The organism is Kineococcus halophytocola (genome assembly GCF_041276425.1).
Lineage (GTDB): Bacteria > Actinomycetota > Actinomycetes > Actinomycetales > Kineococcaceae > Kineococcus > Kineococcus halophytocola.
This window is the reverse complement of sequence record NZ_JBGFTU010000008.1, coordinates 66,437-91,307: the sequence shown is the minus strand read 5'-3', so window position 1 is coordinate 91,307 and position 24,871 is coordinate 66,437. Positions and strand designations below refer to the sequence as shown.

General features: G+C 75.3%; 23 protein-coding genes and 1 pseudogene. 9 read left to right on the top strand and 15 right to left on the bottom strand.

Features of this window, described 5'->3' with window-relative positions; genetic code table 11:
* The first annotated feature begins 25 nt into the window (after positions 1 to 25).
* The 3 genes from AB2L27_RS08575 to AB2L27_RS08565 are packed head-to-tail and all read left to right on the top strand — an operon-like array spanning position 26 to position 4,247.
* On the top strand, positions 26 to 2,089 hold the full coding sequence (locus AB2L27_RS08575; protein ID WP_370441060.1) for a PAS domain S-box protein: 2,064 nt from the start codon (positions 26 to 28) through the stop codon (positions 2,087 to 2,089).
* The gene (locus tag AB2L27_RS08570) at positions 2,086 to 3,588 is read left to right on the top strand and encodes a chemotaxis protein CheW (RefSeq protein WP_370441059.1); all 1,503 of its coding nucleotides are present in this window, start codon (positions 2,086 to 2,088) and stop codon (positions 3,586 to 3,588) included. Before AB2L27_RS08575 ends, AB2L27_RS08570 begins: the two co-directional genes overlap by 4 nt.
* A gap of 20 nt (positions 3,589 to 3,608) precedes the next feature.
* Positions 3,609 to 4,247 carry an acyl-CoA-like ligand-binding transcription factor gene (locus AB2L27_RS08565; RefSeq protein ID WP_370441058.1) on the top strand — a complete coding sequence of 213 codons (639 nt, stop codon included), beginning with the start codon at positions 3,609 to 3,611 and terminating at the stop codon, positions 4,245 to 4,247.
* Between the two features lie 77 nt (positions 4,248 to 4,324).
* Here AB2L27_RS08565 and rlmC read toward each other — a convergent pair whose 3' ends face one another.
* The 3 genes and pseudogenes from rlmC to AB2L27_RS08550 all read right to left on the bottom strand — a co-directional run bounded on the left by rlmC (position 4,325) and on the right by AB2L27_RS08550 (position 6,273).
* Positions 4,325 to 5,455, bottom strand: coding sequence for a 23S rRNA (uracil(747)-C(5))-methyltransferase RlmC (gene rlmC, locus AB2L27_RS08560; RefSeq protein ID WP_370441057.1), 1,131 nt, complete (start codon positions 5,453 to 5,455; stop codon positions 4,325 to 4,327).
* A gap of 170 nt (positions 5,456 to 5,625) precedes the next feature.
* A pseudogene (locus AB2L27_RS08555) lies at positions 5,626 to 5,712 on the bottom strand (GNAT family N-acetyltransferase); the annotation flags it as partial.
* 258 nt (positions 5,713 to 5,970) lie between these two features.
* Positions 5,971 to 6,273, bottom strand: coding sequence for a nucleoside triphosphate pyrophosphohydrolase (locus tag AB2L27_RS08550; RefSeq protein ID WP_370441163.1), 303 nt, complete (start codon positions 6,271 to 6,273; stop codon positions 5,971 to 5,973).
* 135 nt (positions 6,274 to 6,408) lie between these two features.
* Between AB2L27_RS08550 and AB2L27_RS08545 the strand changes: the two genes are divergently transcribed.
* Both AB2L27_RS08545 and AB2L27_RS08540 read left to right on the top strand, forming a co-directional pair.
* Positions 6,409 to 8,220, top strand: a complete 1,812-nt coding sequence (locus tag AB2L27_RS08545) for a glycoside hydrolase family 15 protein (RefSeq protein ID WP_370441162.1) — start codon at positions 6,409 to 6,411, stop codon at positions 8,218 to 8,220.
* Positions 8,221 to 8,344: 124 nt separating this feature from the next.
* Positions 8,345 to 9,823, top strand: a complete 1,479-nt coding sequence (locus tag AB2L27_RS08540; protein ID WP_370441056.1) for a GDSL-type esterase/lipase family protein — start codon at positions 8,345 to 8,347, stop codon at positions 9,821 to 9,823.
* Positions 9,824 to 9,884: 61 nt separating this feature from the next.
* Here the strand turns inward: AB2L27_RS08540 and AB2L27_RS08535 are convergent, their stop codons facing one another.
* A complete protein-coding gene (locus tag AB2L27_RS08535; RefSeq protein ID WP_370441055.1) occupies positions 9,885 to 10,565 on the bottom strand; it encodes an SDR family NAD(P)-dependent oxidoreductase in 681 nt (226 codons plus the stop codon).
* On the opposite strand from AB2L27_RS08535, the gene AB2L27_RS08530 reads away from it, so the two are divergent.
* Positions 10,546 to 11,586 carry a helix-turn-helix transcriptional regulator gene (locus AB2L27_RS08530; protein WP_370441054.1) on the top strand — a complete coding sequence of 347 codons (1,041 nt, stop codon included), beginning with the start codon at positions 10,546 to 10,548 and terminating at the stop codon, positions 11,584 to 11,586. The genes AB2L27_RS08535 and AB2L27_RS08530 overlap by 20 nt on opposite strands.
* A gap of 10 nt (positions 11,587 to 11,596) precedes the next feature.
* Here AB2L27_RS08530 and AB2L27_RS08525 read toward each other — a convergent pair whose 3' ends face one another.
* Both AB2L27_RS08525 and AB2L27_RS08520 read right to left on the bottom strand, forming a co-directional pair.
* The gene (locus AB2L27_RS08525; RefSeq protein WP_370441053.1) at positions 11,597 to 12,424 is read right to left on the bottom strand and encodes a Sir2 family NAD-dependent protein deacetylase; all 828 of its coding nucleotides are present in this window, start codon (positions 12,422 to 12,424) and stop codon (positions 11,597 to 11,599) included.
* Positions 12,421 to 13,659: an MFS transporter gene (locus tag AB2L27_RS08520; RefSeq protein ID WP_370441052.1), complete on the bottom strand. Its 1,239-nt coding sequence runs from the start codon at positions 13,657 to 13,659 to the stop codon at positions 12,421 to 12,423. The genes AB2L27_RS08525 and AB2L27_RS08520 overlap by 4 nt, the downstream gene beginning before the upstream one ends.
* A 114-nt stretch (positions 13,660 to 13,773) precedes the next feature.
* Between AB2L27_RS08520 and AB2L27_RS08515 the strand changes: the two genes are divergently transcribed.
* On the top strand, positions 13,774 to 14,682 hold the full coding sequence (locus tag AB2L27_RS08515) for a LysR family transcriptional regulator (RefSeq protein ID WP_370441051.1): 909 nt from the start codon (positions 13,774 to 13,776) through the stop codon (positions 14,680 to 14,682).
* Between the two features lie 144 nt (positions 14,683 to 14,826).
* Here AB2L27_RS08515 and AB2L27_RS08510 read toward each other — a convergent pair whose 3' ends face one another.
* Genes AB2L27_RS08510 through AB2L27_RS08490 form a run of 5 tightly spaced genes read right to left on the bottom strand, consistent with a single transcriptional unit; the run spans position 14,827 to position 18,641 of the window.
* The gene (locus AB2L27_RS08510) at positions 14,827 to 15,066 is read right to left on the bottom strand and encodes a hypothetical protein (RefSeq protein WP_370441050.1); all 240 of its coding nucleotides are present in this window, start codon (positions 15,064 to 15,066) and stop codon (positions 14,827 to 14,829) included.
* Positions 15,067 to 15,114: 48 nt separating this feature from the next.
* A complete protein-coding gene (locus tag AB2L27_RS08505) occupies positions 15,115 to 15,672 on the bottom strand; it encodes a GrpB family protein (RefSeq protein WP_370441049.1) in 558 nt (185 codons plus the stop codon).
* A gap of 28 nt (positions 15,673 to 15,700) precedes the next feature.
* A complete protein-coding gene (locus AB2L27_RS08500; RefSeq protein WP_370441048.1) occupies positions 15,701 to 16,435 on the bottom strand; it encodes an SDR family oxidoreductase in 735 nt (244 codons plus the stop codon).
* 20 nt (positions 16,436 to 16,455) lie between these two features.
* Entirely contained in the window at positions 16,456 to 17,298 is an 843-nt protein-coding gene (locus tag AB2L27_RS08495; RefSeq protein WP_370441047.1) for a DNA-3-methyladenine glycosylase 2, read from the bottom strand.
* The gene (locus tag AB2L27_RS08490; RefSeq protein ID WP_370441046.1) at positions 17,295 to 18,641 is read right to left on the bottom strand and encodes a DNA polymerase IV; all 1,347 of its coding nucleotides are present in this window, start codon (positions 18,639 to 18,641) and stop codon (positions 17,295 to 17,297) included. The genes AB2L27_RS08495 and AB2L27_RS08490 overlap by 4 nt, the downstream gene beginning before the upstream one ends.
* A gap of 32 nt (positions 18,642 to 18,673) precedes the next feature.
* Between AB2L27_RS08490 and AB2L27_RS08485 the strand changes: the two genes are divergently transcribed.
* The gene (locus AB2L27_RS08485; protein WP_370441045.1) at positions 18,674 to 19,429 is read left to right on the top strand and encodes a sulfite exporter TauE/SafE family protein; all 756 of its coding nucleotides are present in this window, start codon (positions 18,674 to 18,676) and stop codon (positions 19,427 to 19,429) included.
* Positions 19,430 to 19,549: 120 nt separating this feature from the next.
* Positions 19,550 to 21,133: a methyl-accepting chemotaxis protein gene (locus tag AB2L27_RS08480; protein WP_370441044.1), complete on the top strand. Its 1,584-nt coding sequence runs from the start codon at positions 19,550 to 19,552 to the stop codon at positions 21,131 to 21,133.
* 32 nt (positions 21,134 to 21,165) lie between these two features.
* Here AB2L27_RS08480 and AB2L27_RS08475 read toward each other — a convergent pair whose 3' ends face one another.
* From AB2L27_RS08475 to AB2L27_RS08460, 4 genes are all read right to left on the bottom strand, one after another.
* Positions 21,166 to 21,474 carry a TfoX/Sxy family protein gene (locus AB2L27_RS08475; protein WP_370441043.1) on the bottom strand — a complete coding sequence of 103 codons (309 nt, stop codon included), beginning with the start codon at positions 21,472 to 21,474 and terminating at the stop codon, positions 21,166 to 21,168.
* A 10-nt stretch (positions 21,475 to 21,484) separates the two neighbouring features.
* Positions 21,485 to 22,465 (bottom strand): class II fructose-bisphosphatase, encoded by a 981-nt coding sequence (gene glpX, locus AB2L27_RS08470; protein ID WP_370441042.1) that lies wholly within the window; start codon positions 22,463 to 22,465, stop codon positions 21,485 to 21,487.
* A gap of 33 nt (positions 22,466 to 22,498) precedes the next feature.
* Complete coding sequence (locus AB2L27_RS08465) at positions 22,499 to 24,052, bottom strand: methyl-accepting chemotaxis protein (protein WP_370441041.1); 1,554 nt, start codon at positions 24,050 to 24,052, stop codon at positions 22,499 to 22,501.
* A gap of 137 nt (positions 24,053 to 24,189) precedes the next feature.
* On the bottom strand, positions 24,190 to 24,870 hold the full coding sequence (locus AB2L27_RS08460; protein WP_370441040.1) for a LuxR C-terminal-related transcriptional regulator: 681 nt from the start codon (positions 24,868 to 24,870) through the stop codon (positions 24,190 to 24,192).
* Position 24,871: the final 1 nt, after the last annotated feature.

Below are 24,871 nucleotides of genomic sequence, written 5' to 3'. Positions count from 1 at the left end.
CGCCCGATCCGTCGATGGTCCTGCTGTGACCGCTCGCCCCCCCGCAGTCCGCCCCGTCGACTTCTCGGCGGCCCCCCTGCAGCAGACCCTCACGGCGCTGCTGGCCGAACGCGAGGCCGCGCTCGTCGTCGACGCGAGCAGCGGCCTGGTCCTGCACGCCTGCCCCCGGGCCGCCGAGCTCCTGGGGTCCGGCCTGGACGGGCTCACGGGGCGCACCCTGGCCGACCTGCTGTCCGTGCCGAACGGCGGGGACGTCGGCGAGCTGCTCGGGGACCGCAGCCAGGGCCTGGAGGCCTTCGTGACGGGCCTGGCCGACGAGCGCTGGGTGCGGTGCACCTCCCGGCGCGTGGAGGGGACCAGCGCGACCCTCGTGCTGCTGGCCGACGTCACCGCCGCCCGCGCCGAGCTGTGGGACCTGCGCAGCAAGTCCCGCGCCGTCGAGCGCGCCCAGTCCGTCGTGGAACTGTCCCCCGAGGGGGTCGTGCTGCGGGCCAACGACACCGCCCTGGACCTGCTGGGGTACGAGGCGGACGACGTCGTCGGCCAGCACCACCGGATGTTCTGCGACGCCGCGTACGCCGCCAGCCCGGACTACGTGGCGTTCTGGCGCCGCCTGCGCGCCGGCAGCACCGAGACCGGGGAGTTCACCCGGTACGGCGCGCGCGGGCAGGAGATCCGCCTCCGGGCCACCTACAACCCCGTGTTCGGCGCCGACGGCAAGGTCGTCAAGGTCCTCAAGCACGCCCACGACGTCACCGACAGCGCCCGCCGCGCGGTCGAGCTGGAGGGGCGCGTCGCGGCCATCGACCGGTCGCAGGCGGTGATCGAGTTCGCCCTGGACGGCACGGTGCTCGCCGCGAACGCGAACTTCCTGGGCCTGCTCGGGTACGTCGAGGCCGAGGTCGTCGGGCAGCACCACCGGATGTTCGTGGACCCGGCGGACGCGGTCTCGACCGAGTACCAGCGGTTCTGGGAGAAGCTCGCGCGCGGCAACTACGACGAGGGCACCTACCGCCGCATCACCAAGGCGGGGTCGGACGTGTTCATCCAGGCGACGTACAACCCGATCCTGGACCCCGAGGGCCGGCCGTTGAAGGTCGTCAAGTACGCGGTGGACGTCACCCGCAACACCGTGGAGAACGCCGAGTACGCCAGCCGCGTGCAGGCCGTCGACCGCGCCCAGGCCGTCATCGAGTTCGACCTGGAGGGCAACGTCCTCACGGCCAACGAGAACTTCCTGCGCACGATGGGCTACTCCCTCAAGGAGCTGCAGGGGCAGCACCACAGCCTGTTCTGCTCCGCGGAGTACCGGGTCTCGCCGGAGTACCGGGACTTCTGGCTGCGCCTGCGCAAGGGCGACTTCATCGCCGGGCGGTTCCACCGGATCGGCAAGTTCGACCGCGACGTGTGGATCCAGGCCACCTACAACCCCGTGTTCGACCTGCGCGGGCGGCCGTTGAAGGTCATCAAGTACGCCTACGACGTCACCGCGCAGGCCCAGCTCGAGCAGCTCATCACCGCCAAGAGCGGGGAGATGACCGAGACCGTGGCCGAGCTGTCGCACTCCATCGACTCCATCGCCACGAACGCGGTGCAGGCCAGCGACCTCGCCGCGCGGACCCACGGGGACGCCCAGACGGGGTTCGAGGCGCTGAAGAGCTCGATGGCCGCCATCGAGCTCATCCGGCGCTCCTCCGGCTCGATCGCCGAGATCGTCCGCGTCATCACCGAGATCGCGGCCCAGACGAACCTGCTGGCCTTCAACGCCTCCATCGAGGCCGCCCGCGCCGGGGAGCACGGGGTCGGGTTCTCCGTCGTCGCCGGTGAGGTGCGCAAGCTCGCCGAGCGCTCCTCCACGGCGGCCGGGCAGATCGCCGAGCTCATCGCGGAGTCCGAGACGCGCGTCGCCGAGGGCGCGGAGGTCTCCCGCGCCGCGCAGGAGGCCTTCGAGAACATCGTCACCAGCGTGGCCCAGACCTCGGAGTCGATCTCGACGATCGCCGGGGCGACGCAGTTGCAGCAGGACACCTCCGCGGTCGTCCGCGCCCTCATCGCCGACCTGGCGGCCCGGACCGGCGCCGAGTCGTGAAGGTCGGGCTGCTGCGGGTGCAGGGGGCGCTCGTCGCGCTGCCGGTGGACGTCCTGCGGGAGGTCGTGCCCCTGCCCGAGCGCTTCGACGCCCTGCCGACGGCCGCGCCCGGGCTCGTGGGGGCGGTGCTGCTGCGCGAGTCCGTGCTGCCGGTCCTGGACCTCGCGGCGCTCAGCGGCACCTCCGCGCCGGGGTCGGCGCGGGAGACGGCGATGGGGGTCGTGGTCCTCGTGCACGACGGGCGGGCCCTGGGCCTGCTCGTCGACAGCGTCCACGACGTCGTGACCCTGGACCCCGCGGCGCTGCAACCGGTCGCCGCCGGGGAGCGGCGCCTGTTCACGGCGGCGTTCGTCCGCCCGGGCACCGCGGAGGTGGGCACCCTGCTCGACCCGGCGGCCGTCTTCGGCGTCCCGGGGGTCCTGGCCATGACCACCGTCCGCGACCCCGGGGACGGGCCGGTCGCGCGCACCGGTGACGGCGAGCTCGACCCGGCCCACCTCGTGGTGCGCTGCACCTCCGCCGGTGGCGGGGACGTGCTGCTCGCCGTCGACGTCGCCGACGTGCAGACCACGCTGCCGTCGCTGAGCCCGCGCCCCTCCCAGCTGTCCTCCCCGTCGTGCCTGGGCGTCACCGACCACGGCGGGGTGCGGCTGCCCGTGCTGGACCCGCTGGCCCTGCTGGGGCTGGCCCCGGCGGACCGCTCTGTGGCGTGGCAGGCCCTGCTCGTGCGCTCCGAGCGCGGGCTGCTGGCCCTCGTCTTCGCCGAGGCCCTCGACATCGTCCGGGTGGCCCCCTCGGCGCGCTCGGCCACCCCGCCCTCGCGCGGTCTGGCCGCCACCGCTGTGCAGGGGGTGGCCCGGCTGCCCCAGGGGCCGGCGTTCGTCCTGGACGTCCCGACGCTGCTGGCCGACCCCGAGGTGAGCGCCCTGGCCTCGCTCAACACCGGCCCGGGGACGGCCGCCGCGGCCGGGTCGGCCGGGTCGGCCGGGGCCGGGGCCCTCGCCGCCTCCCCGCCGCTGGACCCGGTGGTCCTCTTCCGGGCCCGGGGGACGGTGACGGCGCCGCTGCACCAGGTCGACGGGGTGGTCTCGTTCCCGGCCGACCCGGTGCCCTGGATCGGCGGGAGCTCGGAGCTGGGGGCCCTGGTCACCGAGCACGACGTGGTGCCCCTGCTGGACCTGTCCGAGCTGCTGGGCCGCGGGCGGCTGGCGGACCCGACCGCCGGGGTCGTGCTGCTCGTGCGGCCCCCGGCGGCCGACCCCGACGCCCCGCCGCGGCGGGTCGGGCTGGTCGTGGAGGGCCTGTCCGACATCGAGCGTCCCGTGTGGCGCGAGGACCTGGGCGAGGCCGCGGCCGAGGAACGGGCGCCCCTGGTGCGGACGGGTTCGGCCACGGGGCCGTTGCTGGCCTGCGTGGACCTGCACGCCCTGGCCGAACCCCACGTCCGGACCGCCGGGGGCACCGGACGGTCCGTGGCGACCACCGGCCGACGGGTCTGAGTTGTGGCACGCTGTCACACGTGACTGAGCAGTCGGTGGAGAAGCCCGCCGCCCCCCGTCGTGGACGCCCGCCCGCCTCCTCGCGCGAGGAGATCGAGACCGTCGCCATCGAACTCTTCCTGCGCAAGGGGTTCGAGGAGACGACGCTCGCGGAGATCACGGCCGCGGCCGGGGTCAGCAAGACGAGCTTCTTCCGGTACTTCCCCTCCAAGGGGTCCATCATCTGGTGGCGCTTCGACGAGTTCACGGCCGGTTTCGCCGAGGTCCTCGAGACGTCGCTGACGTCGCAGGACAACACCCTGGACATCATCCGGGCGAGCATGATCGCTGCGCTGCAGCGGGTCATCGACGCCGAGGGTCTGTGGATGCAGCGGTTCCGGGTCCTGGACGAGTCGACCGAGCTGCGCTCGGAGGAGTCCGAGCAGTGGGCCGCCTGGCGCGAGCACGTGGCCTCGTTCACGGCCCGGCGCCACGGTTTCGCCGCCAGCGACGTCGCTCCCCAGAGCATCGCCGGCGCCGTCCACGGCGGGTACGTCGCGATGCTGCGGCGCTGGCTGCAGGTGGAGAACCCCGGCGCGGAGCTGCTGCCCCAGCTCGACGCGGAGCTGCGCCCGCTGTGCCGGGTGCTGCAGAGCTGGCTGGACGACTCCTGCGCCTGAGAGTTTTCTGAGCAAACCCCCGGCCCGGGGCGCCGGTGCCGGTGGGTTTCTCCAACGATGGAAACCCTCCGGCGGCGTCACCGGCCCGGCGGCCGGCGCTCCAGCAGCACCGCGACCTCGACGTGCGGGGTGTGCGGGAACATGTCCAGGACACGGGCCCGCACGGGCCGCAGCGACGGCATCGCGGACAGGTCGGCCGCCAGCGTCTCGGGGTTGCAGCTGGAGTAGACGACGTGGCGGACCCCCGAACGCTCCAGCCAGCCCGCCAGCTCGGCCCCGGTGCCCCGCCGGGGCGGGTTGACCACGACGAGGTCGGGCACGTCCGTCGCCGCGAGCGCGAACGCCGTCGCGTCCCCGGCGGCGAACTCCACGCCCGGCAGCCCCCGCGCGGCCAGGCGCGCGCTCTGGACGGCCTCCTCGCTGACCTCGATGCCGACGACGCGGCGCCCGGGCGCGGCGCAGTGCAGCGCGAAACCGCCCACCCCGCAGTACAGGTCCCACACCGAGGCCGGGGCGACCTCGGCCACCCACTCCCGCACCTGCGCGTACAGGGCCGTCGCGACGTCGGTGTTGGTCTGGAAGAAGCTGCGCGGGCGCAGGTCGAGCTCCACCGCGCCCAGCGGCATGGGCAGCGTCGTCCGCTCGGTCAGCGCGATCTCCACCTCCCCCTCCAGGACGGCCTTGTGCTCGGGCAGCAGGTTCGCCGTGACGACCGCGATGCCCGGCGCCTCGCGCAGCAGGCGCGGCAGGTGCTCGCGCAGGCGCGGCAGGGCGCGCTCGGAGCGCAGGACGAAGCGCACCATGAGCTGCCCCGACGGCGACTGCGTGAGCAGCACGTGCTTGAGCTCCCCGCGCCGCCGGGGCACGTCGTAGGGGGTGAGCCCGGCCCGGGTCACCAGGCGCGCGACGGCGGGCAGCACCGCCCGCACACCCGCCGCCACGACGGGGCACTCGCGCAGGTCCACGCCCCGCCCGCCGGCGTCCAGGATGCCGAAGGTCGGGTGCTGCACCGTCCCGCCGACGACCATCTTGGCCTTGTTGCGGTAGCCGTCCTCGCGGCTGCGGACCGTCGGCAGCCACTCCAGGCCCGGGTGGTCCCCCAGCAGCTCGGCGCAGCGTTCCTCCTTGCCGCGCACCTGGTCGGCGTAGGGCAGCTCGATGAGGGTGCAGGAGCGGCAGGCGTGGGCGTCGAAGTACGAGCACTGCATGGCGCCCCCATCATCCCAGAGCGCTCAGAGGTCCCGGGCGCAGCAGATCGACAGCGGCTCCCCGACGTGGGGCCGAAGGCGGTGGTCCGCTCGTACCCCTCGCGCGGGGAGAAGCGCAGCGCCTCGGGCTGCAGGGTGCCCGTCCCCAGCAGGACGCGCCGGACCCCGCGCGCCCGGGCGGCGTCCTCCAGGGCACGCAGCACGGGGGTGGCGACCCCGCTGCCGCGCGAGGCCGGCTCGACGTACGTCCGCTCCAGCTCGGCCTCCCCCTCCCCCCAGCGGGCGCAGTCCCCCGCACGCCACGGCCCGCCGGCACGCGGCGCTCGCCCTCGTCGCGCAGGTCGAGGGCCTGAACACCCTGGCCGTCGCCGACCCGCGGACCTGCACGCCGCACCGCCAGCGCACGGCGCTGGACCGGGTGCTCGCGACCGTCCTCCCCCCGACCCTCCCCCCGACCCTCCCCCCGACCCGCCCCACGACCCCGGCCGGCTGACCCCGACGGTCCACCGCAGGGTTCACTCCAGCCAGACGCGCCCGTCGAAACCCCCGCGCTCGGCGCGCTTGCGGTCCGCCCGGTGCGCGACCTCCTCGATCGTCGTCCCGCACAGGCGCGCGACCGCCACCAGCACCTCGTAGACGTCGGCGGCCTCGGCCAGCCGTTCCTCCGCGCCCGTCGCGGCCCGCAGCTCCAGCGCCTCCTCGACGGCCTTGTCCAGCAGCGCGCCGGGAAAGGCGTCCTCGGACAGCACGCGGACCACCGGGTCCTCGCCGTTCGCCCGGATCACCTCCGGGATGCGGTCGCGCACGAGCTTGCCCACGTCGAACCCCTCCACGGTCGTCCGGTCCGGTCCCGGACGTTCTACCCCACGCCGTGGCCGACGGGCGGGGAGCACGCCGTCGGCCTACCGTGGCCCGCACCGCCAGCCACGAGCCGGGAGACGCCCGTGACGACGATGAACGGCCAGACCGTGCAGACCGACGACGTCCGCCAGGACCTCGTCGACCGCTACCCGCCCATCGCCGACCACGCCCTCGTCGGGGACGGGGAGACCGCGGCCCTCGTGGGCCTGGACGCGCGCGTGGCGTGGGCGTGCCTGCCGCGCTTCGACTCCCCCGCGGTCTTCGCCTCGCTGCTCGACGCCGACCGCGGCGGGCGCTGGGACCTGCCCGTGCGGGGCCTGCGCGGGCGCCACCAGCACTACCTGCCGTCCTCGGCGGTCCTGGTCACCGAGCTGACGACGGACACCGGCACGCTGCGCGTCACCGACGCGATGCTCCTGGACGGCCCCCTGGCCGAGCGGCGCTCGGCGGCGACGGGGGCCTTCGGCCGGCTGCTGGAGGTCACCCACGGGACCGTGAGCGTCCGCAGCGTGCTGCACCGGCACGACGGCGCCGCCGTGGAGGGGTCGGTGGTGCCCGTCCCCGGTGGCGGGGAGCACCGCCTGCACCTGTCGTCCTCGCGGCCGGCCGAGGAGGAGCACGAGCTGACCGCGGGTGATCGCTGGGCGCTGACGCTGTCCTGGAACGGTGGACCGCTGGAGCTGGACCCCGACGGGCTGGCCGGTGCGCTGGGCCGCACGGACGAGGCCTGGCGGGACTGGAGCGCCGGGGTCCGGTTCGAGGGTGCGCACGCCGACCTCGTGCTGCGCAGCGCCATCACGCTGAAGCTGTGCGACCACCACGCCAGCGGCGCCGTGGTGGCCGCCCCGACGTCCTCGCTCCCCGAGGCCGTGGGCGGTGAGCGGAACTGGGACTACCGGTTCACCTGGGTCCGCGACGCCGCCTACACCGTGTACGCGTTGCGGCGCATCGGGATGACCCAGGAGTCCGACGCCTTCCTCGACTGGGTCCTGGAGGCCAGCACCCGCGGGGACTCCCGTCCCGACGTCCTCTACACCCTCGACGGGACGTTCCCCGAGGCCGAGGTCGAGGACGGGGACTTCGAGGGGTACCGGGGTTCGGCCCCCGTCCGCTGGGGCAACGGCGCCAGCGGGCAGCTCCAGCACGACGTGTACGGGGAGATCCTCGACTGCGCCTACCAGTTCGCCCGGCACAGCGGGGCCCTGACCGACGAGCGGTGGGAACGCCTGGAGCACCTCGGCCGGCTGGCCGAGCGCCACCACCTGACGCCGGACCAGGGGATCTGGGAGATCCGCGACACCGGCCGACCCTTCACGTACTCGGTGGCGATGTGCCAGGTCGCGTTCGACCGGCTCGCGCGCCTGGCCGAGCTGACGGGCCGGTCCGAGCGCGGCGCCCACTGGCGGCGGCTGGCCGACGACCTGCGCACCGAACTGCTGGAACGGGCCTGGAGCGAGGAGGACGGCTGCTTCACCGAGCACCTCGACCAGCCCGGGACCCTCGACGCGAGCCTGCTCGCCCTCCCCCTGCGGCGGGTGGTCGAGGCCGCCGACCCGCGCATGGTCGCGACCGTGGAGGCGGTGGCCCGCAAGCTGTCCCCCGGCGGCGGGCTGCTCTACCGCTACCTGCACGCCGACTCCCCCGACGGTCTGGAGGGCAACGAGGGCGCGTTCGTCCTGTGCTCGTTCTGGTGGGTGGACAACCTCGTGCAGAGCGGCCGGGTGCAGGAGGGCCGGGAGCTGTTCGAGAGCCTGGTCGCGCGGGTCAACCACGTCGGGCTGCTGCCCGAGCAGGTGGACCCCACGACCGGGGAGTTCCTCGGGAACTTCCCGCAGGCGTTCAGCCACATCGGTCTCGTCTCCTCGGCCGTCCTGCTGGCCCGGGCGGAGGCGGCTGCGGACTGAGCCCGGGGCCGACGGCGCCGCACCGGCGCGCCGGACTGCTCCGTCCGGGTGACACCGCGCGCCCCACCTCACCCGGACGGCCCAACCGCCCTGGACGGACGGTGACGGCCGCCGATCGGAGGTCGTGCCCCTCCGTCGCGCCGTCGTGGCCGTGCTGTCCATCGGGCTGTCCGCCGGGTTGTCCGCCGGGTTGTCCGTCGGGCTGGCCGTCCTCGCCGCCCCCACGGCCGGCGCCACGACCTCCCCCACGGCCGGACCGGTCGTGCCCCGCGCCTCGCGCGTCACCGCGCCGGCGAGCGGGTGCCTCGTCACCGGTGACCTGGCCGTCCGCTACCGCGAACTGGGGGCGCGGGCGTCGGTGCTGGGGCCGTGCACGGGCAACGAGGTCCCGGTCGCCCGGGGCGGCAGTGCGCAGACCTTCACCGGCGGGTCGCTGTACCGCAGCCCGGCCACCGGCGCGCACGTGGTGCGCGGGGCGATCCGCGGACGGTACGCCGCCCTGGGCTGGGAGAACTCCACCCTGGGGTTCCCGACGACCGACGAGTTCGAGGTCCGCGGCGGGCGGGGCCAGCACTTCCAGGGCGGTTCGGTGTACTGGTCGCCCGCCACGGGCGCCCACGACGTGTCCGGGCCGGTGCGCGAGGTCTGGGCCGGCCGGGGCTGGGAGAACTCCTCCCTCGGGTTCCCCGTGACGGACGAACTCACCCTGCCCCTGCAGGACGGCCGGGTGCAGCACTTCGAGGGCGGCGCCGTCTACCGGAGCGCGACCACCGGGGCGGTCGTGGTCGGCGGCGCCGTCCAGGCCGCGTGGGCGGCGACCGGGTACGAGGGCGGCCCCCTGGGGTACCCCACGGGCGAGGAGCACGAGGTGCCCGGCGGTCGGCGCGGGGAGTTCCAGCGCGGTTCGATCACCTGGGACGCCGCCACCGGACGCACGAGCGTGGCCCTGCTGCCGCGGCTGGCCGTCCTCGGCGACTCCATCACCCACGGCGCCTGCGGGGGCGGCGCGCAGAGCGCCCCGGCCCGCGTGCGCGTCACGACGACGGCCTGCTTCGGCTGGCCCGGGGCGACGAGCGACGAGATGCAGGCCTTCGTGCAGGACCAGCGGTTCCGGTCCGCCTGGCCGGCCATGCCGCTGCCGATGGCCACGGTCGACCTGCGCCGGGCCATCGCCGACAGCGACGTCCTCGTCGTCGGCCTGGGCACCAACGACGCCCTGCGCGACCGGGCCCCGTTCCCCGCCGGGAGGTGGCCGGCCGGGGACACCGCCCCGGTGCCCAGCGGGCACGTCCCCGTCGAGAACGGTTACTTCGACCAGAAGATCGACTTCTTCCTGCGGGCGGCGGACGGCAGGCCCGTCTACTGGTACGACCTCGCCCTCCGGGGCGCCGACCCCGCCACGCGGGCGTTCTTCGAGCGCCGCAACGAGCGGCTCGCCGCCGCGACGCGGCGCTGGCCCAACCTGCACGTCCTGGCGTGGTCGGCGACGGTCGCGGCCCACCCCGACCTGCTGGTCGACGAGGTGCACCCCGGTGAGGCGGGGCGGGCCGCCCGGTGGGCCCTGCTGACGGCGGAACTGCCGGCGGAACTGCCGGCCCGCTGACCGGGCACCGCACGGGAGCGGTGACCGCGCGGCACAGGACGCGGACGGGAACCCGCGGACGTCACCAGGGTTCGACACCGTCCCGTCCCAGGAACCGGCCGCTGGGCCCGTCGGTGTCCAGCACGGCGGCCACGATCGGATCGCTGCCCTCCCGGACGGAGTGGCCGACGCCGCCGGTGAACTCCGTGGCCGTCAGCCCCGGGTCCACGGCCGTGACCAGCACGTCCGGCAGGGCCTTGGCGTACTGCACGGCGAGCATGTTCAGGGCCGCCTTCGAGGCCGGGTAGGGCAGGTGGGCGATGTCGCGGTACACGTCGTCGCCCTGCTGCAAGGTCAGCGACCCCATCCCGGAGGACACCAGGACCAGCCGGGGGTCGTGCCCGCGGCGCAGCAGCGGCAGGAAGGCGTGGGTGACGCGGACGGCACCGACGACGTTCACGGCGAACACGTCGACGACGTCCTGCGGTCCGACGTCCTGCGGCCCCGCCCACGTGCCCGGCACCCCGGCGTTGTTGACCACCACGTCCAGGGAACCGGTGACGGCCTCGACCTCGGCCGCGGCGCGGGCCACCGAGGCGTCGTCGGTGACGTCCAGGCGCAGGGGGTGGACCTGCCCGGGGACGTCGGGGAGACGGTCGGGGTGCCGGGCGGCGGCGAAGACGGTGTGCCCCACGGTGGCCAGCCGCCGGACGGTCTCGGCACCCATCCCGCGGGAGGCACCGGTGATCAGCACTGTGGTCATGCCCGTCAGCCTCGGGGCCGGGTCCCGCCGGTGCCAGGGACGGCCCAGCGGGGGACCGGCCGTCCCAGGCACCGGCGACCGCGCGCCGAGCAGGGCCCGGTGGGCCAGACTGACCGCCGGGACGTCGCCCGACCGCGCCGAACTGGCCGCCGCTCTGCGGCAGTGGCGCGCCCGGCTCGGGCCCGGTGACGTCGGTCTGGCGGCCGGCACCTCACGGCGGCGGACGCCCGGCCTGCGCCGGGAGGAGGTGGCCCTGGTCGCCGACCTGTCGGTCGACTACGTGGTCCGGCTGGAACAGGGCCGTGGCCCGCACCCCTCACCGGCGGTGCTGACGGCCCTGGCCGGGGCGTTGCGGCTGTCCGCCGCCGAGACCGCCCACCTCTTCGCCCTCGCCGGGACGCCCCGGCCCCCGGACCGGCGCATCGTCGACACCGTGCGCCCGTCGGTGCGGCGCCTGCTGGACCGGATGCGGGACCTGCCGGCGATGGTCGCCGACGCCCGGGGTGACGTCCTGGCCTGGAACGACCTCGCGACGGCCGTGCTCGGGGACCTGGCGGCCGTCCCGCCCCACCGGCGCACGCACCTGTGGCTGCACTTCGTCGGCGTCGAGGGCTTCACCTCCCGGTTGGTGCTCGACGGTGACGACGGCCCGCGGCTGGACCGGGCCGCGGTGGCCGTCGCGCGGGCGGCCCTGGCCCGCCACCCCGACGACGTGCGCCTGCGGGGCACCGTGAAGGAACTGCGCGGGTGCGTCCCCCGGTTCGCCGCGCTGTGGGACGAACGCCCCGTCGAACCCCGGCACAGCGACGTCAAGAGCTACGACGTCCCCGGCCTCGGGCGTCTCACCCTGGACTGCGAGAGCCTGACCGTGCCCGACGACGACCAGCCGCTCGTCGTCTACTCGGCCGCACCCGTGAGCCCGTCGGACCGCCTGCTCGACCGGTTGCGCGCCCGGACGGGGGACGGGGAGGAGACGTCCGCGGCGACCGGGGTGTCCGCCGGGTCACCCGCCGCCCGCTGACCGGCACCGGTCACAGGCCGAGGCGCCGCAGCAGGTCGGGCAGCACGTCCTGCAGGGGCGCGTCCAGGCGGACGCTCGCCTTCTGGTCCCCCCGGGTCGGTCCCGCGGTGACGAGCGCGACGGGCCGGTCGTGCTTGGCCGCGTGCAGCACGAACCGGTACCCCGACATGACGGCCAGCGAGGACCCCAGCACCAGCAGGGAACGGGCCCCGTCCACGAGCTCGAAGGAGCGTTCGACGCGGTCCCCGGGCACGGTCTCGCCGAAGAACACGACGTCGGCCTTCAGCGCGTCCTGCCCGCACCGCCGGCACGGCACGGTGGTGAAACCCTCGAGCTGGGCGTCGGTGAGGTCGGCGTCCCCGTCGGGGTTCAGCGCCTGGAACTCCTCCACGCGCGCGGTGAACCCGGGGTTCGCGGCGGTGAGGCGGTCGGCGAGCACGGCCCGGTCGGTGACCTCACCGCAGTGCAGGCACACGACGCGGTCGAGGTTGCCGTGCAGTTCGACGACCTCCCGGGTGCCCGCGGCGAGGTCGAGACCGTCGACGTTCTGGGTGATGACGCCCGTCACCAGCCCCGCCCGTTCCAGGGCGGCGACCGCCCGGTGCGCGTCGTTGGGCTGCGCCCGGCGGAAGTGCTCCCACCCGACGTGGCTGCGCCCCCAGTACCGGCGCCGGTTCTCCGCCGACCCCGTGAACTCCCGGTAGGTCATGGGCGTGTGCCGCTGCAGGGACCCGTTCGGGCCCCGGTAGTCGGGGATGCCGGACCCGGTCGACATCCCGGCGCCCTCGAGCACGGCGACCCCGCCCGCGCCCACCAGTTCGGCGAGTTCCTCGATCACTCCCCCATGCTGCCCGGGGGCCCGTGGCGGCGCAGGCCGAGGGTCGCGAGGACGGCGGCGACCGCGGCCAGGCCCGTGACGACGCCGACCACGACGGCCCAGCCGCCGGCGGCGAAGGCGAAGCCCGTGAGCCAGCCGACGACGCTGGACCCGGCGTAGTAGGCGAACGTGTAGAGCGCCGAGGCCTGCGCCCGCACCCCCGGCTCGGCCCGCGCCCCGGCCCAGCCGCTGGCGACGGCGTGGGCGGCGAAGAAACCGGCGGTGAGCAGCACCAGCCCGGCGAGGACCACCACGAGCCGCGCCGACAGCGTCAGCAGGCACCCGGCGGTGAACACGGCCACGGCCCCCAGCAGGACCGGCAACCGGCCGCGGGCGGCCAGGCGCCCGGCGACCGAGGAGCTGAGGGTGCCGGCGAGGTAGACGACGAACAGCAGCCCGACGACGGTCTGGGACAGCGAGAACGGCGCCTGCAGCAGCCGGAAACCCAGGTAGTTGTAGACCGTGACGAAACCGCCCATGAGCAGCAGCGCCTGCGCGTAGAGGGCGAGCAGCGCGGGGTCGGACAGCGCGCGCCGCACCCGGTCCCGCAGCGGCGGGCCGCCCGCCCGGCGGTGCCGGGCGAAACCCCGCGGGCGCGGGACGAGGACGCAGAACACGGCCGTGGCGGCGATCCCGACGACGGCGACGGCGGCCACGCCCCACCGCCAGCCGGCCAGGTCGGCGACGCCGGAGGACACGACGCGGCCGGTGAGGCCGCCGACGGAGTTCCCCGACACGTACGCCCCGGCGGCGAGCGCCACCGCGCGGGCGTGGACCTCCTCGGCGAGGTGGGCCACCGCCACGGCGGGCAGCCCGCCGAGCGCGGCCCCCTGCAGGGCGCGCAGGACCAGCAGCGGCCCGAGCGAGGGGGCCAGGGGGACGGCCAGGCCGAGCAGGCTCGCGAGCACGACCGAGGCGACCATCACCGGGACGCGGCCGAGCCGGTCGGCCAGGGCGCTCCAGCCGACGACGGACACCGCCAGGGCCCCGGTGGCGACGGACACCCCGAGGGCGGCCTGCGAGGCGCCCAGGTGCAGCCCGTCCGCGAGGGCCGGCAGGACCGACTGCACGGAGTAGAGCTGGGCGAAGGTGGCGACGCCGGCGGCGAACAGGGCGACGACGAGGCGCCGGTAACCGGGGGTGCCGCGGTCGTGCCCCAGCCAGGGCGGGGTGCCGGTACCGGCCTCGAGGCTCACCCGGCGACGGTAGGAACGGGCCGACCCATGCGTCCAATGCCCCGATCGAGCCGGACCCATGCGTCCAGGGTGGCCGGACCGGGGTGGTCAGACTGGGGTGGCCAGACTGGGGTGGTGGACGAGGTGGAGGCGCTGGCGGCGCCGTGGCGGGTGCTGGCGGCGGTCGGGCAGACGCAGCACGTCACCCGGGCCGCGCAGGCCCTGGGCCTGCAGCAGCCGACGGTGAGCCGCGCGCTGGCCCGGGTGCAGCGCGCGGTGGGGGTGCCGCTCGTGGTGCCCGAGGGGCGGGGCGTGCGGCTGACGGCCGCCGGGCGTGCGCTCGCGGAGGTCGCCGGGCGCGCGCTGGCCGACCTGGACCGCGGGGTGCGGACCGTCCGCGACGACGACGCCGTGCAGACCGGTCGCGTCTCGCTGGGGTTCCTGCACACCCTCGGTGCGGTCGCCGTCCCCGGGCTCGTGCGCGCGTTCCGCCAGGAGCACCCGGGGGTGCGGTTCCGGCTGCACCAGGGCGCGGCGGGGGCCGTGCTGGACCAGCTCACGACGGGGGAGGTGGACCTCGTGCTCACCTCCCCCGTCCCGGACCGCCCGGGTCTGCTCTGCGACCCGCTGGTGGAGCAGCCCCTCGTCGTGGGGCTGCCGCAGGAGCACCCGCTGGCCGTGCCCGGGCCGCTGGACCTGGCGGCCGTCGCGGACGAGGAGTTCGTGCTGTTCGAACCCGGCTACGGGCTGCGCGAGGCCGCCGAGGTGCTGTTCGCCCGGCACGGCATCGTCCCGCGCGTCGCCTTCGAGGGGCAGGACAGCCACACGCTGCGCGGTCTGGTGGCCGCGGGCCTGGGGGTGGCGGTCCTGCCGGCGGCGCAGCGCGGCACGGCGGAGGCGTTCGCCGGGGTGGTGGAACGGCCGCTGACCGGGCCGGCCTCGACCCGGGTGCTGGGCCTGGTCCGCCGCGAGGAGGCGCTACCGCGGGTGGCCGCGGCGTTCCGCGAGGTGGTGCTGGCGCGGCCGGACCTGTTGCGGGCGTGAGGGTCGACCCTCGAGGCGGAAGGGCGCCGCCGGGCCGGACGAAGCTTCCCCTCGACCTCCCGCCCGGCGGCGCACCCCCAGTGTGACCGACGTCCGTGCCCGTGCGCGAGTCCTGGGGCCGGTGGTGTCCGTGCGCGCGGCGTGTCACCGGGTGCCGGTGGTGGTGTCCCCGTCCCGCAGCCGGGCCAGCAGGTCCTCGACGCGGCCGGCGATGTCGTCGCGCACGAGCCGCACCCGCTCCACCCCCTCGATCCCGTGCGCGGAGGGTTCGTCGGTCTCCCAGACCTCCACGGCCGTCCCCGCCACGGTCTCGACCCGCGCCGAGGAGACGGTGACGTCGACCCCGGTCTCGCGGACCGCGCGACGGGCGAGCTCGGCCGCCACCTGCGACGTGCCGCCGTCGCGGACGCCGACGGGCAGGACGCTGCGGGGTCACCGAGTCACCCGCGCCCGTTCCAGGATCGCGGCGATCACCGCGGTCTTGGCCTCGGCGTAGTCGTTCGTGTCTTCCCACGTCCTCGCCACCAGGTCACGCTTGGTCGCCTCGTACAACGCGCGGTCGGCGGCGTCGGCGCGCAGGTGGTCGCGCAGCAGCAGGTAGTCCTCGACGGCCCGGTCGCCGCGGCCGTAGACGTGCACGTGCACGTCGCGCTCAGGGGTGCGGACGAGCCGGTGGCCGGGTTCACGGGTCCGCAGCACGTACCCGGCGGCCAGCAGGGGGTCGAGGTGGTCCTCCTCGGCGGTGACGTCCCCGACGACCACGACGAGGTCGACGACGGGTTTCGCCGCCAGGCCGGGCACCGAGGTGGACCCGATGTGCTCGACCTGCACGTCCTGCCCCGCCAGGGCGGACAGGATGCGGGACCGGTGCTCGCGGAACGTCTCCGCCCAGCGGGGGTCGGGGTCGGCGAGGGTCACGGTCAGCGGTTCGGGTCCGCCGACGAGCTCCACGTCGGTGACGTCCGGGCGGCGGGGGGTGCGGGGTTCCACCGCCCCATCCTCGTGCGGGTCGCCGGGCTCAGCGGCCCCCGGACACGTCCAGCGTCGTGCCCGTGACGTAGGAGGCGGCGTCGGAGAGCAACCAGACGACGGCCTCGGCCACCTCGTCGGCCTCCCCACCCCGGCCCAGCGGCACCGTCCCCCGCAGCCGTTCCACCCGCCCGGGTTCCCCCGAGGCGGCGTGGATGCCGGTGCGGATGAGCCCCGGCCGGACACCGACGACGCGGATCCCGTCGGCCGCGACCTCCTGCGCGAGCCCGACCGTGAGGGTGTCGACGGCGGCCTTGGAGGCGGCGTGGTCGACGTACTCCCCCGGGCTGCCGAGGACGGCGGCCCGGCTGGAGACGTTGACGATCGTCCCGCCGCCGGCGGCCGTCAGGTGCTTCACGGCCTCCCGGGCGCACAGGAACGCCCCGACGACGTTGACGTCGAGCAGGCGCCGGATCCGGCCGGCGTCCAGGTCGACGACCTTCGACCGCGGCGCGGTGATGCCGGCGTTGTTGACCAGACCCGTCACGGGGCCCAGCTCGCGGGCGGTGTCGAACAGGCGCGTGACGTCGGACTCGACGGACACGTCGGCCCGCACGGCGATCGAGGGCGTCCCGAGGTCGGCCGCGGTCGTGGCCACCTCGTCCGCGGCCTCCCGGTGGGTGGCGTAGCCGAAGCAGGTCCGCACCCCGCGCGCGGCGAGCGCCAGGACCACCGCCGCCCCGATCCCGCGACTACCACCGGTGACGACAACGGGTCCTCGCACCGACGCACCGTAGCGAACGGTCAGTCGACGAAGACCTCCGCGGTCCACAGGTGCAGCAGGGCGTGACCGCGCCAGGGCCGCCACGCCTGCGCGCGCGCCAGCGCCTCCCGGGCCGCGATCCCGCCCAGCGCGCGGCGCAGGACGAGGTCGGAGGGCAGGAACGCGTCGTCGTCGCCGAGGACGCGCAGGGCCACGTAGTCCGCGGTCCACGGGCCGATGCCCGGCAGGGCCAGGAGCTCGGCGCGGGCGGCCTCGGGGTCGGTGGTGGCCGCGGCGTCCAGGTCCAGGCCGTCGGCGAGGGTGCGGGCCAGGACGTGCAGGGTCCGGGACCGGGCCCCCGTCACCCCCGTCACGGCGCGCAGGGCGTCCGGCCCGGCCGCGGCCAGGACCTCGGGGGCGGGGAAGGCGGTGAGGGTCTGGACGGGGGTGCCGTAGGCGGCGACGAGCCGGCCGGCGAACGTGCGCGCCGCCGCGAGGGAGACCTGCTGACCCAGCACCGTCAGCAGCGCCGTCTCGGCCCCCGAGACCGCGCGCGGGACCCGCAGGCCCGGGGTGGCCGCCACCAGCGGGGCGAGCAGCGGGTCACCCGCCAGGTGCCGTTCGGCCTCCTCCTGGTGCCCGTCGAGGTCGAGCCAGCGCCGCACGAGGGGCGCGACCTCCTCCAGGTGCGGGCCCTCCAGCACGACGGCCTCGCAGCGTTCCCCCGTCCCGAGGTCCACGGTGGCCTCCACCGGCCCGTGGCTGGTCCAGAACACCCGGCGGTGCACCCCGCCGGCGTGGGTCTCGGCCCCGGGCAGGGCGTGCGCGAGCAGCCAGCGCCGCAGGGGTTCGGCGGCCAGGCCGCCGGGGACGGGCAGTTTCACGGGTGCTCCGGGTCGAAGACGGGCGGGCCGGCGGGGGTCAGGTCGGGGTCGTCGTCGCGGAACGTGCGGATCCGCCCGACGGGGGTGTGCGGACCCTCGAACCGTACGGTGACCCGGCCCGCCCCCGAGCCCTGCACCCAGCCGGGACCGAACCCGGTGTGCTGCACGTCCTGGCCCGGCCGCCAGCCCGGGGCCGCGGGCGGGCCGTAGGGCTGCGGGGACTCCAGGGGTTCGTCCTCGGTGGTGTCGGTGTCCTGCGGTTCCGGCTCCAGCTCGGCGAGCAGGTCGATCTGGCTGAACTCGCTGAGCCCGGAGACCCCCACCCCGAGCAGCCGGACGCCGTCGGCGACGTCGACCGCGTCCAGCAGGTCCCCGGCGTTCTGGGCGATCTCGCGCGCCGAGCTCGTCGCGTGCGGCAGCGTGCGCGAGCGGTTCAGCGTCGAGAAGTCGTAGCGGCGCACCTTCACCGTCACCGTGCGCCCCGACAGACCGGCCGCCGCGAGCCGGGCCGCCACCCGGTCGGCCATGCGCCGCAACCGTTCCGCCAGGTCGCGGCGGTCGGTGAGGTCGACGGCGAAGGTCTCCTCGGCCGAGACGGACTTCGCCTCGCGCTCGGCCACGACCGGCCGCGGGTCGACCCCGCGGGCGAAGGCCAGCAGGGCGGTGCCGTGCGCGCGGCCGAGCATCCGCACCAGCTCGGCCTCGTCGGCCGCCGCGAGCGCCCCGATGGTCTTCAGGCCCACCCGGACCAGCCGGTCACCGGTGACGACCCCCACCCCGGGGATCGTCCGCACGCTCATCGGGGCCAGCAGCGCCTCCTGCTCGGCCGGGGGGACGACGACGAGGGCGTCGGGTTTGCGCAGGTCGGAGGCGATCTTGGCGACGAGCTTGCTGGCCGCCACCCCCACCGAGACCGTCAGCCCGGTCCGGGCCCGCACGGCCGCGCGGAAGTCGGCGGCGACGGTCCTGGCCGCCTCCACGTCCAGACCCGGGTGCGCGGCGGCGAGGTCGACGAACGCCTCGTCCAGCGACAGCGGTTCCACCAGCGGGGACAGCTCGTGGGCCAGGTCCATGACCTGCCGGGACACCTCCCGGTAGGCCTCGAACCGGCCCGCGAGGTAGGCGGCGTTCGGGCACAGCCGGCGGGCCCGGGCCGTCGGCATGGCCGAGCCGATCCCGAACACGCGCGCCTCGTAGCTGGCCGTGGACACCACCCCGCGCCCGCCGGTCCCGCCGACGACGACGGGTTTGCCGCGCAGCGACGGCTTGTCCCGCTGCTCGACGGCGGCGAAGAACGCGTCGAGGTCGAGGTGCATGACCCCGGGCACGGACGGGTCCGTCACGACCGGCACGGTCCCACGGCTAGGCTCCCCCGGTGCTGGACCTGGCGACGACGGACCTGATCCCCCTGTACCTGGCGGCCCTGGTCATCGGGTTCTCCAAGACCTCCATCGGCGGGGCCGGCACGATCGCCGTCGCGGTGTTCGCCGCCGTCCTGCCCGCCAAGGAGTCCACGGGGATCATCCTGCCCCTGCTCGTGCTCGGCGACCTCTTCGCCATCTCGGTCTACCGCCGCCACGCCGACTGGGGCCTGCTCCTGCGGCTGTTCCCCTACGTCGCGGTGGGGGTCGTGGCCGGTGCGGGTTTCGTCGGCCTCGTCGACGACACCGTCATGCGCCGCTCCATCGGGGTCCTGCTCGTCCTGCTCGTGGTGATCCACGTCTGGCGCCAGCGGAGGCTGCGCGAGAACACCGACGTGGTGCCGATGTCGGCCACCCGCCGCCGGTGGACCTCGATCGGTTTCGGGTTCCTCGCCGGGTTCACCACGATGGTCGCCAACGCCGGCGGGGCGCCCATGTCGATCTACCTCTTCACGATGGGCCTGGGCGTCATGTCCTTCCTCGGCACGGGCGCCTGGTTCTTCTTCATCGTCAACTGCTTCAAGGTGCCGTTCAGCGTCGGCCTCGGCCTCATCAGCGTGGACTCGCTGTGGCTGGACCTGCGCCTGGCCCCGGCCGTCGTCGTGGGCGCGCTCATCGGCTGGTGGCTGGCGAAGCGGCTGGACATCAGGACGTTCGAGAAGTGGGTGCTGGGGTTGTCCGTCGTCTCGGGGCTGAACCTGCTGCGCTGAGGCACCGGACCGGCGCTGCCCCGGGCCCCGGGTCCCGGGTGAAACGCTCAAGCCCCGCTCCCCACCGGCCGACGATGGGACAACGGCTCCGCGCGGAGCCCGTCGACGACAGGGGGAACGGTGGAGCAGGGGAAGCGGTCCAAGCTGGGACTCACCGGGGGTTTCGCCGTCTCCACCGGGACGGTGGCCGTCGTGGCCGTGCTGCTCGGTGGTGGCGCGGCCGTCCAGGCCGACCGGCAGGCCACCGACCTCGAAGCGCTGCAGCGCGACGGGATCGCCGTCGCCCAGGCCGCCGCGACGGTCAAGAGCGAGCACGCGACCGCGAACCTGAACTTCCTGTCGGTGGCCCTGGCCACCCCCGACGTCACCCCGGCGCAGATCGCCGACTTCACCGCGCAGCGGGAGGCGGCCGCCCGGCGCGTCGAGGGGGGCATGGACCTGCTGCAGGCGCGGGCGACGGGGCGGCAGGCCGCCCTGGTGGACGACATGGCGGCCCAGCTCGCCACCAGCGACGCCGCGCTGGCCGTCCCCTTCGACGCCCCACCCGCGGAGTTCCAGCAGTCGGTCGACGACTACAACAGCGCCGAGGCCGCCTTCGCCGAGAGCCTGGAGGAACTGACGCAGCTGAGCCGGCAGCAGGTCGACGACATGATCGCCGCCACGCGCTCGGCCGCCACCCGCACAGTCGTCTCCGTCCTGGTGGTCCTCCTGGCCGGGCTGACCCTGGCCCTGATCACCACCGTGACCGTCGTCCGCCGGGTCCGCGCCGACGCCCGGGCCATCGCCCGCACCGCCGAAGGGCTGCGCGACGGGGACCTCACCGGCCGCAGCGGCGTGGACCGCGGCGACGAACTGGGCGCCATCGCCACCGCCCTGGACGGCGCCCTGGACAGCCTGCGCGGGCAGTTCTCGGCCGTCGCCCGTGCCGCCGACGCCCTGGAGTCCTCCACCGGAACCCTGCTGTCGACCAGTTCGCACGCCGGTTCCGCCGCCGAGCGGGCCGGGGTCGAGGTCCGGCAGGCCGCCGGGGAGGTGGGCCGGGTCACCGACGGCCTGCAGACCGTCTCCAGCGCCTCCGGGGAGATGGAGACGGCCATCCGCGAGATCTCCGCCAGCGCCGCCCAGGCCACCGACGTCGCCGCCCAGGCCGTCGAGACGGCCGAACGCACCAACGTCATCATGGCCCGCCTGGGTGACTCCTCCGCCGAGATCGGCGCCGTCGTCAAGGCCATCACCGCCATCGCCGAGCAGACGAACCTGCTCGCGCTCAACGCCACCATCGAGGCCGCCCGCGCCGGGGAGATGGGCAAGGGGTTCGCCGTCGTCGCCGGTGAGGTCAAGGAACTCGCGCAGCAGACCGCGCGCGCCACCGAGGACATCTCCCAGCGCGTGTCGGCCATCCAGGGCGACACCCGGGGGGCGGTGGAGGCCATCGGCTCGATCGCGGAGGTCATCGCCCGCGTCAACGACCTGCAGACCACCATCGCCTCCGCGGTGGAGGAGCAGTCGGCCACGACCTCGGAGATCAGCCGCGCCCTGGGCGAGGCGTCCGAGGGCGCGCGGCGCATCGACACGAGCATCGAGGAGGTCGCCTCGGCCGCCGGCGCCACCGAGGCCTCGGTCGTCTCGACCCGCTCGGCCGCCGACGAGGTCGGTTCCGTCGCGCAGCGCCTGCGCGAGGTCGTGAGCGGTTTCCGCGTCTGAACCGCCCGCCCCGCAGGTAGGGGCGGGCCCGGTCAGCCCGCCTGGGCGCCGTGGTGCTCCAGCGCCACGGCGACCCAGAACTCCACCCGTCCGTCGGAGGCCGGGACGCTGAGCCAGGACGGCCCCATGTCGCGGCCGGCCCCCATCTCGGCGCGCACCGCACCCTCGTGCGCGACGAGGTCCGCCGACCGGTCGGGGTCCACCCGCACCAGCAGGGTTCCGTCGCCGCGCACGCTGAGGACCATCCGCCCGTCGACCACCACCGACGTCCCGCCGAACATCCGGCGCTCGCGGACGTCGCGGCCGGCCAGCAGGTCCCGGACCCGCTCCAGGGTCCTCACGGCCGGGTCCTCAGAGCCACTTCTCGGCGAGGTGGTCGGCCCGGACGTGCCGGATGGTGCCCGAGCGGGCTCGCAGCGCGATCGACTCGGTGCGGATGACCGGGCCGAGCCGGCGCACCCCGGCCACGAGGTTCCCGTCGGTCACCCCGGTCGCCACGAAGAACGTGTTGTCCCCCTTGACGAGTTCGTCGGCGGTGTAGACGTGGTCGAACTTCAGGCCGGCGTCGAGGCCGTGCTGCTTCTCGTCATCGGTCTTCGGGGCGAGGCGGGCCTGGATGAGACCGCCCAGCGCCTTGATCGCGCACGCCGTGGCGACGCCCTCGGGGCTGCCGCCGACCCCCACGCACATGTCGAGGCGGCCCTCGTAGGAGGCGGCGTCGATGCCGCCGGCGACGTCGCCGTCCAGCAGCAGGCGGGTCCCGGCCCCGGCCGCGCGGATGTCGGCGATGAGCTGCTCGTGGCGGGGGCGGTCCAGGACGCCGACCGAGATCTCCGAGACGTCCTTGCCCTTGGCCCGGGCCAGCGCGCGCACGTTCTCCCCGATCGGCTGGCGCAGGTCGACCACGCCGACACCCTCGGGGCCGGTGACGATCTTCTCCATGTAGAAGACCGCGTGGGCGTCCAGCATGGCGCCGCGGTCGGCGGCGGCGATCATCGAGATGGCGTTGCGGCGGCCCAGCGCGGTCAGCGAGGTCCCGTCGATGGGGTCGACGGCGATGTCGCAAGCCGGCCCGTTGCCGGTGCCGACCTCCTCGCCGTTGAACAGCATCGGCGCCTCGTCCTTCTCCCCCTCACCGATGACGACGACACCGGCGAAGGCGACGGTGCCGAGGAACTCGCGCATCGCGTCGACGGCGGCGCCGTCGGCCCCGTTCTTGTCCCCGCGGCCGATGTAGGGCGTCGCGCGGATCGCCGCCGCCTCGGTGGCCCGGACGAGCTCGAGGGCCAGGTTCCGGTCGGGCGTGGTGGGCAGGGTGCTCATGGCGCCCATCATGCCCGTCCCGGACCCCGGCCTCCCGTCGGATCAGAAGCGGAAACCCGCCACCAGTTCGCTGAGCCGGCCCGCGGCCCGCGAGACCTCCTCGGCCGTGGCCGAGGTCTGCGAGGCGCTGTCGGTGGTCTGCCCGGCGGCGTGGGCGATGCCGGTGATGTTCGCCGCGATCTCCTGCGATCCGGTGGAGACCTCGGTGACGTTGCGGACCATCTCCGCCGTGGTCGCCGACTGCTCCTCCACCGCCGCCGCGATCGTGGCCTGCAACCCGTCGATCTGGGCGATGACGTCCGCGATCTGGGCGATGACCCCGGTCGCCGCGCCCGCGTCGGCCTGCGTGGCGTTCACCTTGGCGATGATCTCCTCGGTCGCCCGCGCCGTCTGCTGCGCCAGTTCCTTGACCTCCCCGGCCACGACGGCGAACCCCTTGCCCATCTCCCCGGCGCGGGCGGCCTCGATGGTCGCGTTCAGCGCCAACAGGTTCGTCTGCTCGGCGATGGAGGTGATGAGCTTGACGACGTCGCCGATCTCCCGGCTGGAGGCCCCCAGGCGGGTGATCGTCTCCCCCGCGTCCTGCGCGGCGGTCACCGCGGTCGCGGCCGTCTGGGAGGCCTGCGCGGTGGAGGTGGCGATCTCGCGGATGGCCGAGGACATCTCGTCCCCGGCCGCGGCCACGGTCCCGATGTTCGCGCTGATCTCCTCGGTCGCCGCGGAGACGACGTGCGCCTGCGAGGCGGACTCGGCCGCCCCGGAGGACAGGCGGGAGGCCACCCCGGTGAGCTGCTGGGAGGAGGCGGTGAGCTGCCCCGCGGTGGTGGTGACGTCGCGCAGCAGCGTCGTCAGGGTGTCCATGGACGCGTTGGTGGCCGCGGCCAGGCGCCCGACCTCGTCGTGGGCCGGGTCCGGGACGCGCCGGTCCAGCCGCCCCTGCGCCAGCCCCTCGACCACGGTCAGGGTCTGGGCCAGGGGCTTGGAGATCGACCGGGCGATGACCAGCGCCAGCGCGACGGCCAGGGCCACGGCCAGGCCCGCCACGGCGAACAGCGCGAGCAGGCTGCGGTGGTACTCCGCACCGCCGCGGTCGGCGATCGCCGTCGCGGCGGCGGACTCGGAGCGGCTCAGCTCCTGCAGCGACGCCTTGACCTGCTCGGCGGCCGGGGCGACCCGCTGGGCGGCCACGGCGGTCGCCCCGGCCGGGTTCGAGGACGTCCCCACGGTGATGAAGTCCTGCACCGCCGCGCGGTACGTCTCCAGCGACGTCGTGTACGCCGACCGCTGCTCGGCGGTGGAACCGGGCGAGGCCGCCAGGTAGTCCGTCCACGCCTGGTCCAGCGCGGCCTGGTCCTCCTCGAGCGTGCCCAGGGCGGCCTGCAGGTCGGCCCCGGCCAGGGACGCTCGCAGCAGGTCCTCGCGGATGGTGCCGAAGGAGGTCTCCAGGTGGGCGGCGGCCGCCACGGAGGTCACGCCCGAGGCGGAGAGGGTCCGCAGGTTCTCCTGCGCCGACTGCAGCCGCACGGCGGCGAAGCCGGCGATCACCACGAGGAGCAGCACGACGGCGCCGAAACCGGCGACGAGCTTGGTGGACACGCGCAGATCGCGCAGACGAGCCGACATGGACTACCTCGAACCTCCCGATGCCCCCGCGGTTCAGGGACCCGGTCCTCCATCGGCTCGGTGGCTCGGCGACTGAACCGTTCCGGGGGTTCTCGGAGTTCTCGGGGTGTTCAGCCGGTGGTCCGCAGGTGGCGCAGCACCGCCTGCACGCGACGGTGGGCCGACTCGTCCTCCCCCAGCCCGAGCTTGGCGAAGATCCGCTGGGTGTGCTTCTCCACCCCGCCCAGGCTGACGTGCAGGGCGGCGGCGACGGCGGCGTTGGACCGGCCCTGCGCCATCTGCTCCAGCACCTCCCGCTCCCGCGGGGTCAACGCCGCCAGGGGGTCCCGCCGCCGGTCCATGAGCTGGCGCACCACGAGCGGGTCCAGCACCGTGCCCCCGTCGGCGACCGTCTGGACCGCCGCCAGGAAGTCCTCGACGTCGGCCACCCGGTCCTTCAGCAGGTACCCGGTCCCGCCCTGCCCACCGCGCCCGGTCCCAGCCCCGGACCCGCCCGGGTCCTGGCCCAGCAGGTCCTCGGCGTAGGAGACCTCCACGTACTGCGACAGCACCAGCACGGCCGCCCCCGGCCACGTGCGGCGGACCTCCACCGCCGCGCGCAACCCCTCGTCGGTGTGCGACGGCGGCATCCGCACGTCGACCAGGGACAGGTCCGGCCGCTCCCGCAGGACGGCCTCGACCAGGCCCGGGCCGTCCCCGGCGCTGGCCACGACCTGGTGGCCCGCGTCGTGCAGCAGCAGGGCGATCCCCTCCCGCAGCAGGACCGAGTCGTCCCCCAGCACGATCCGCACG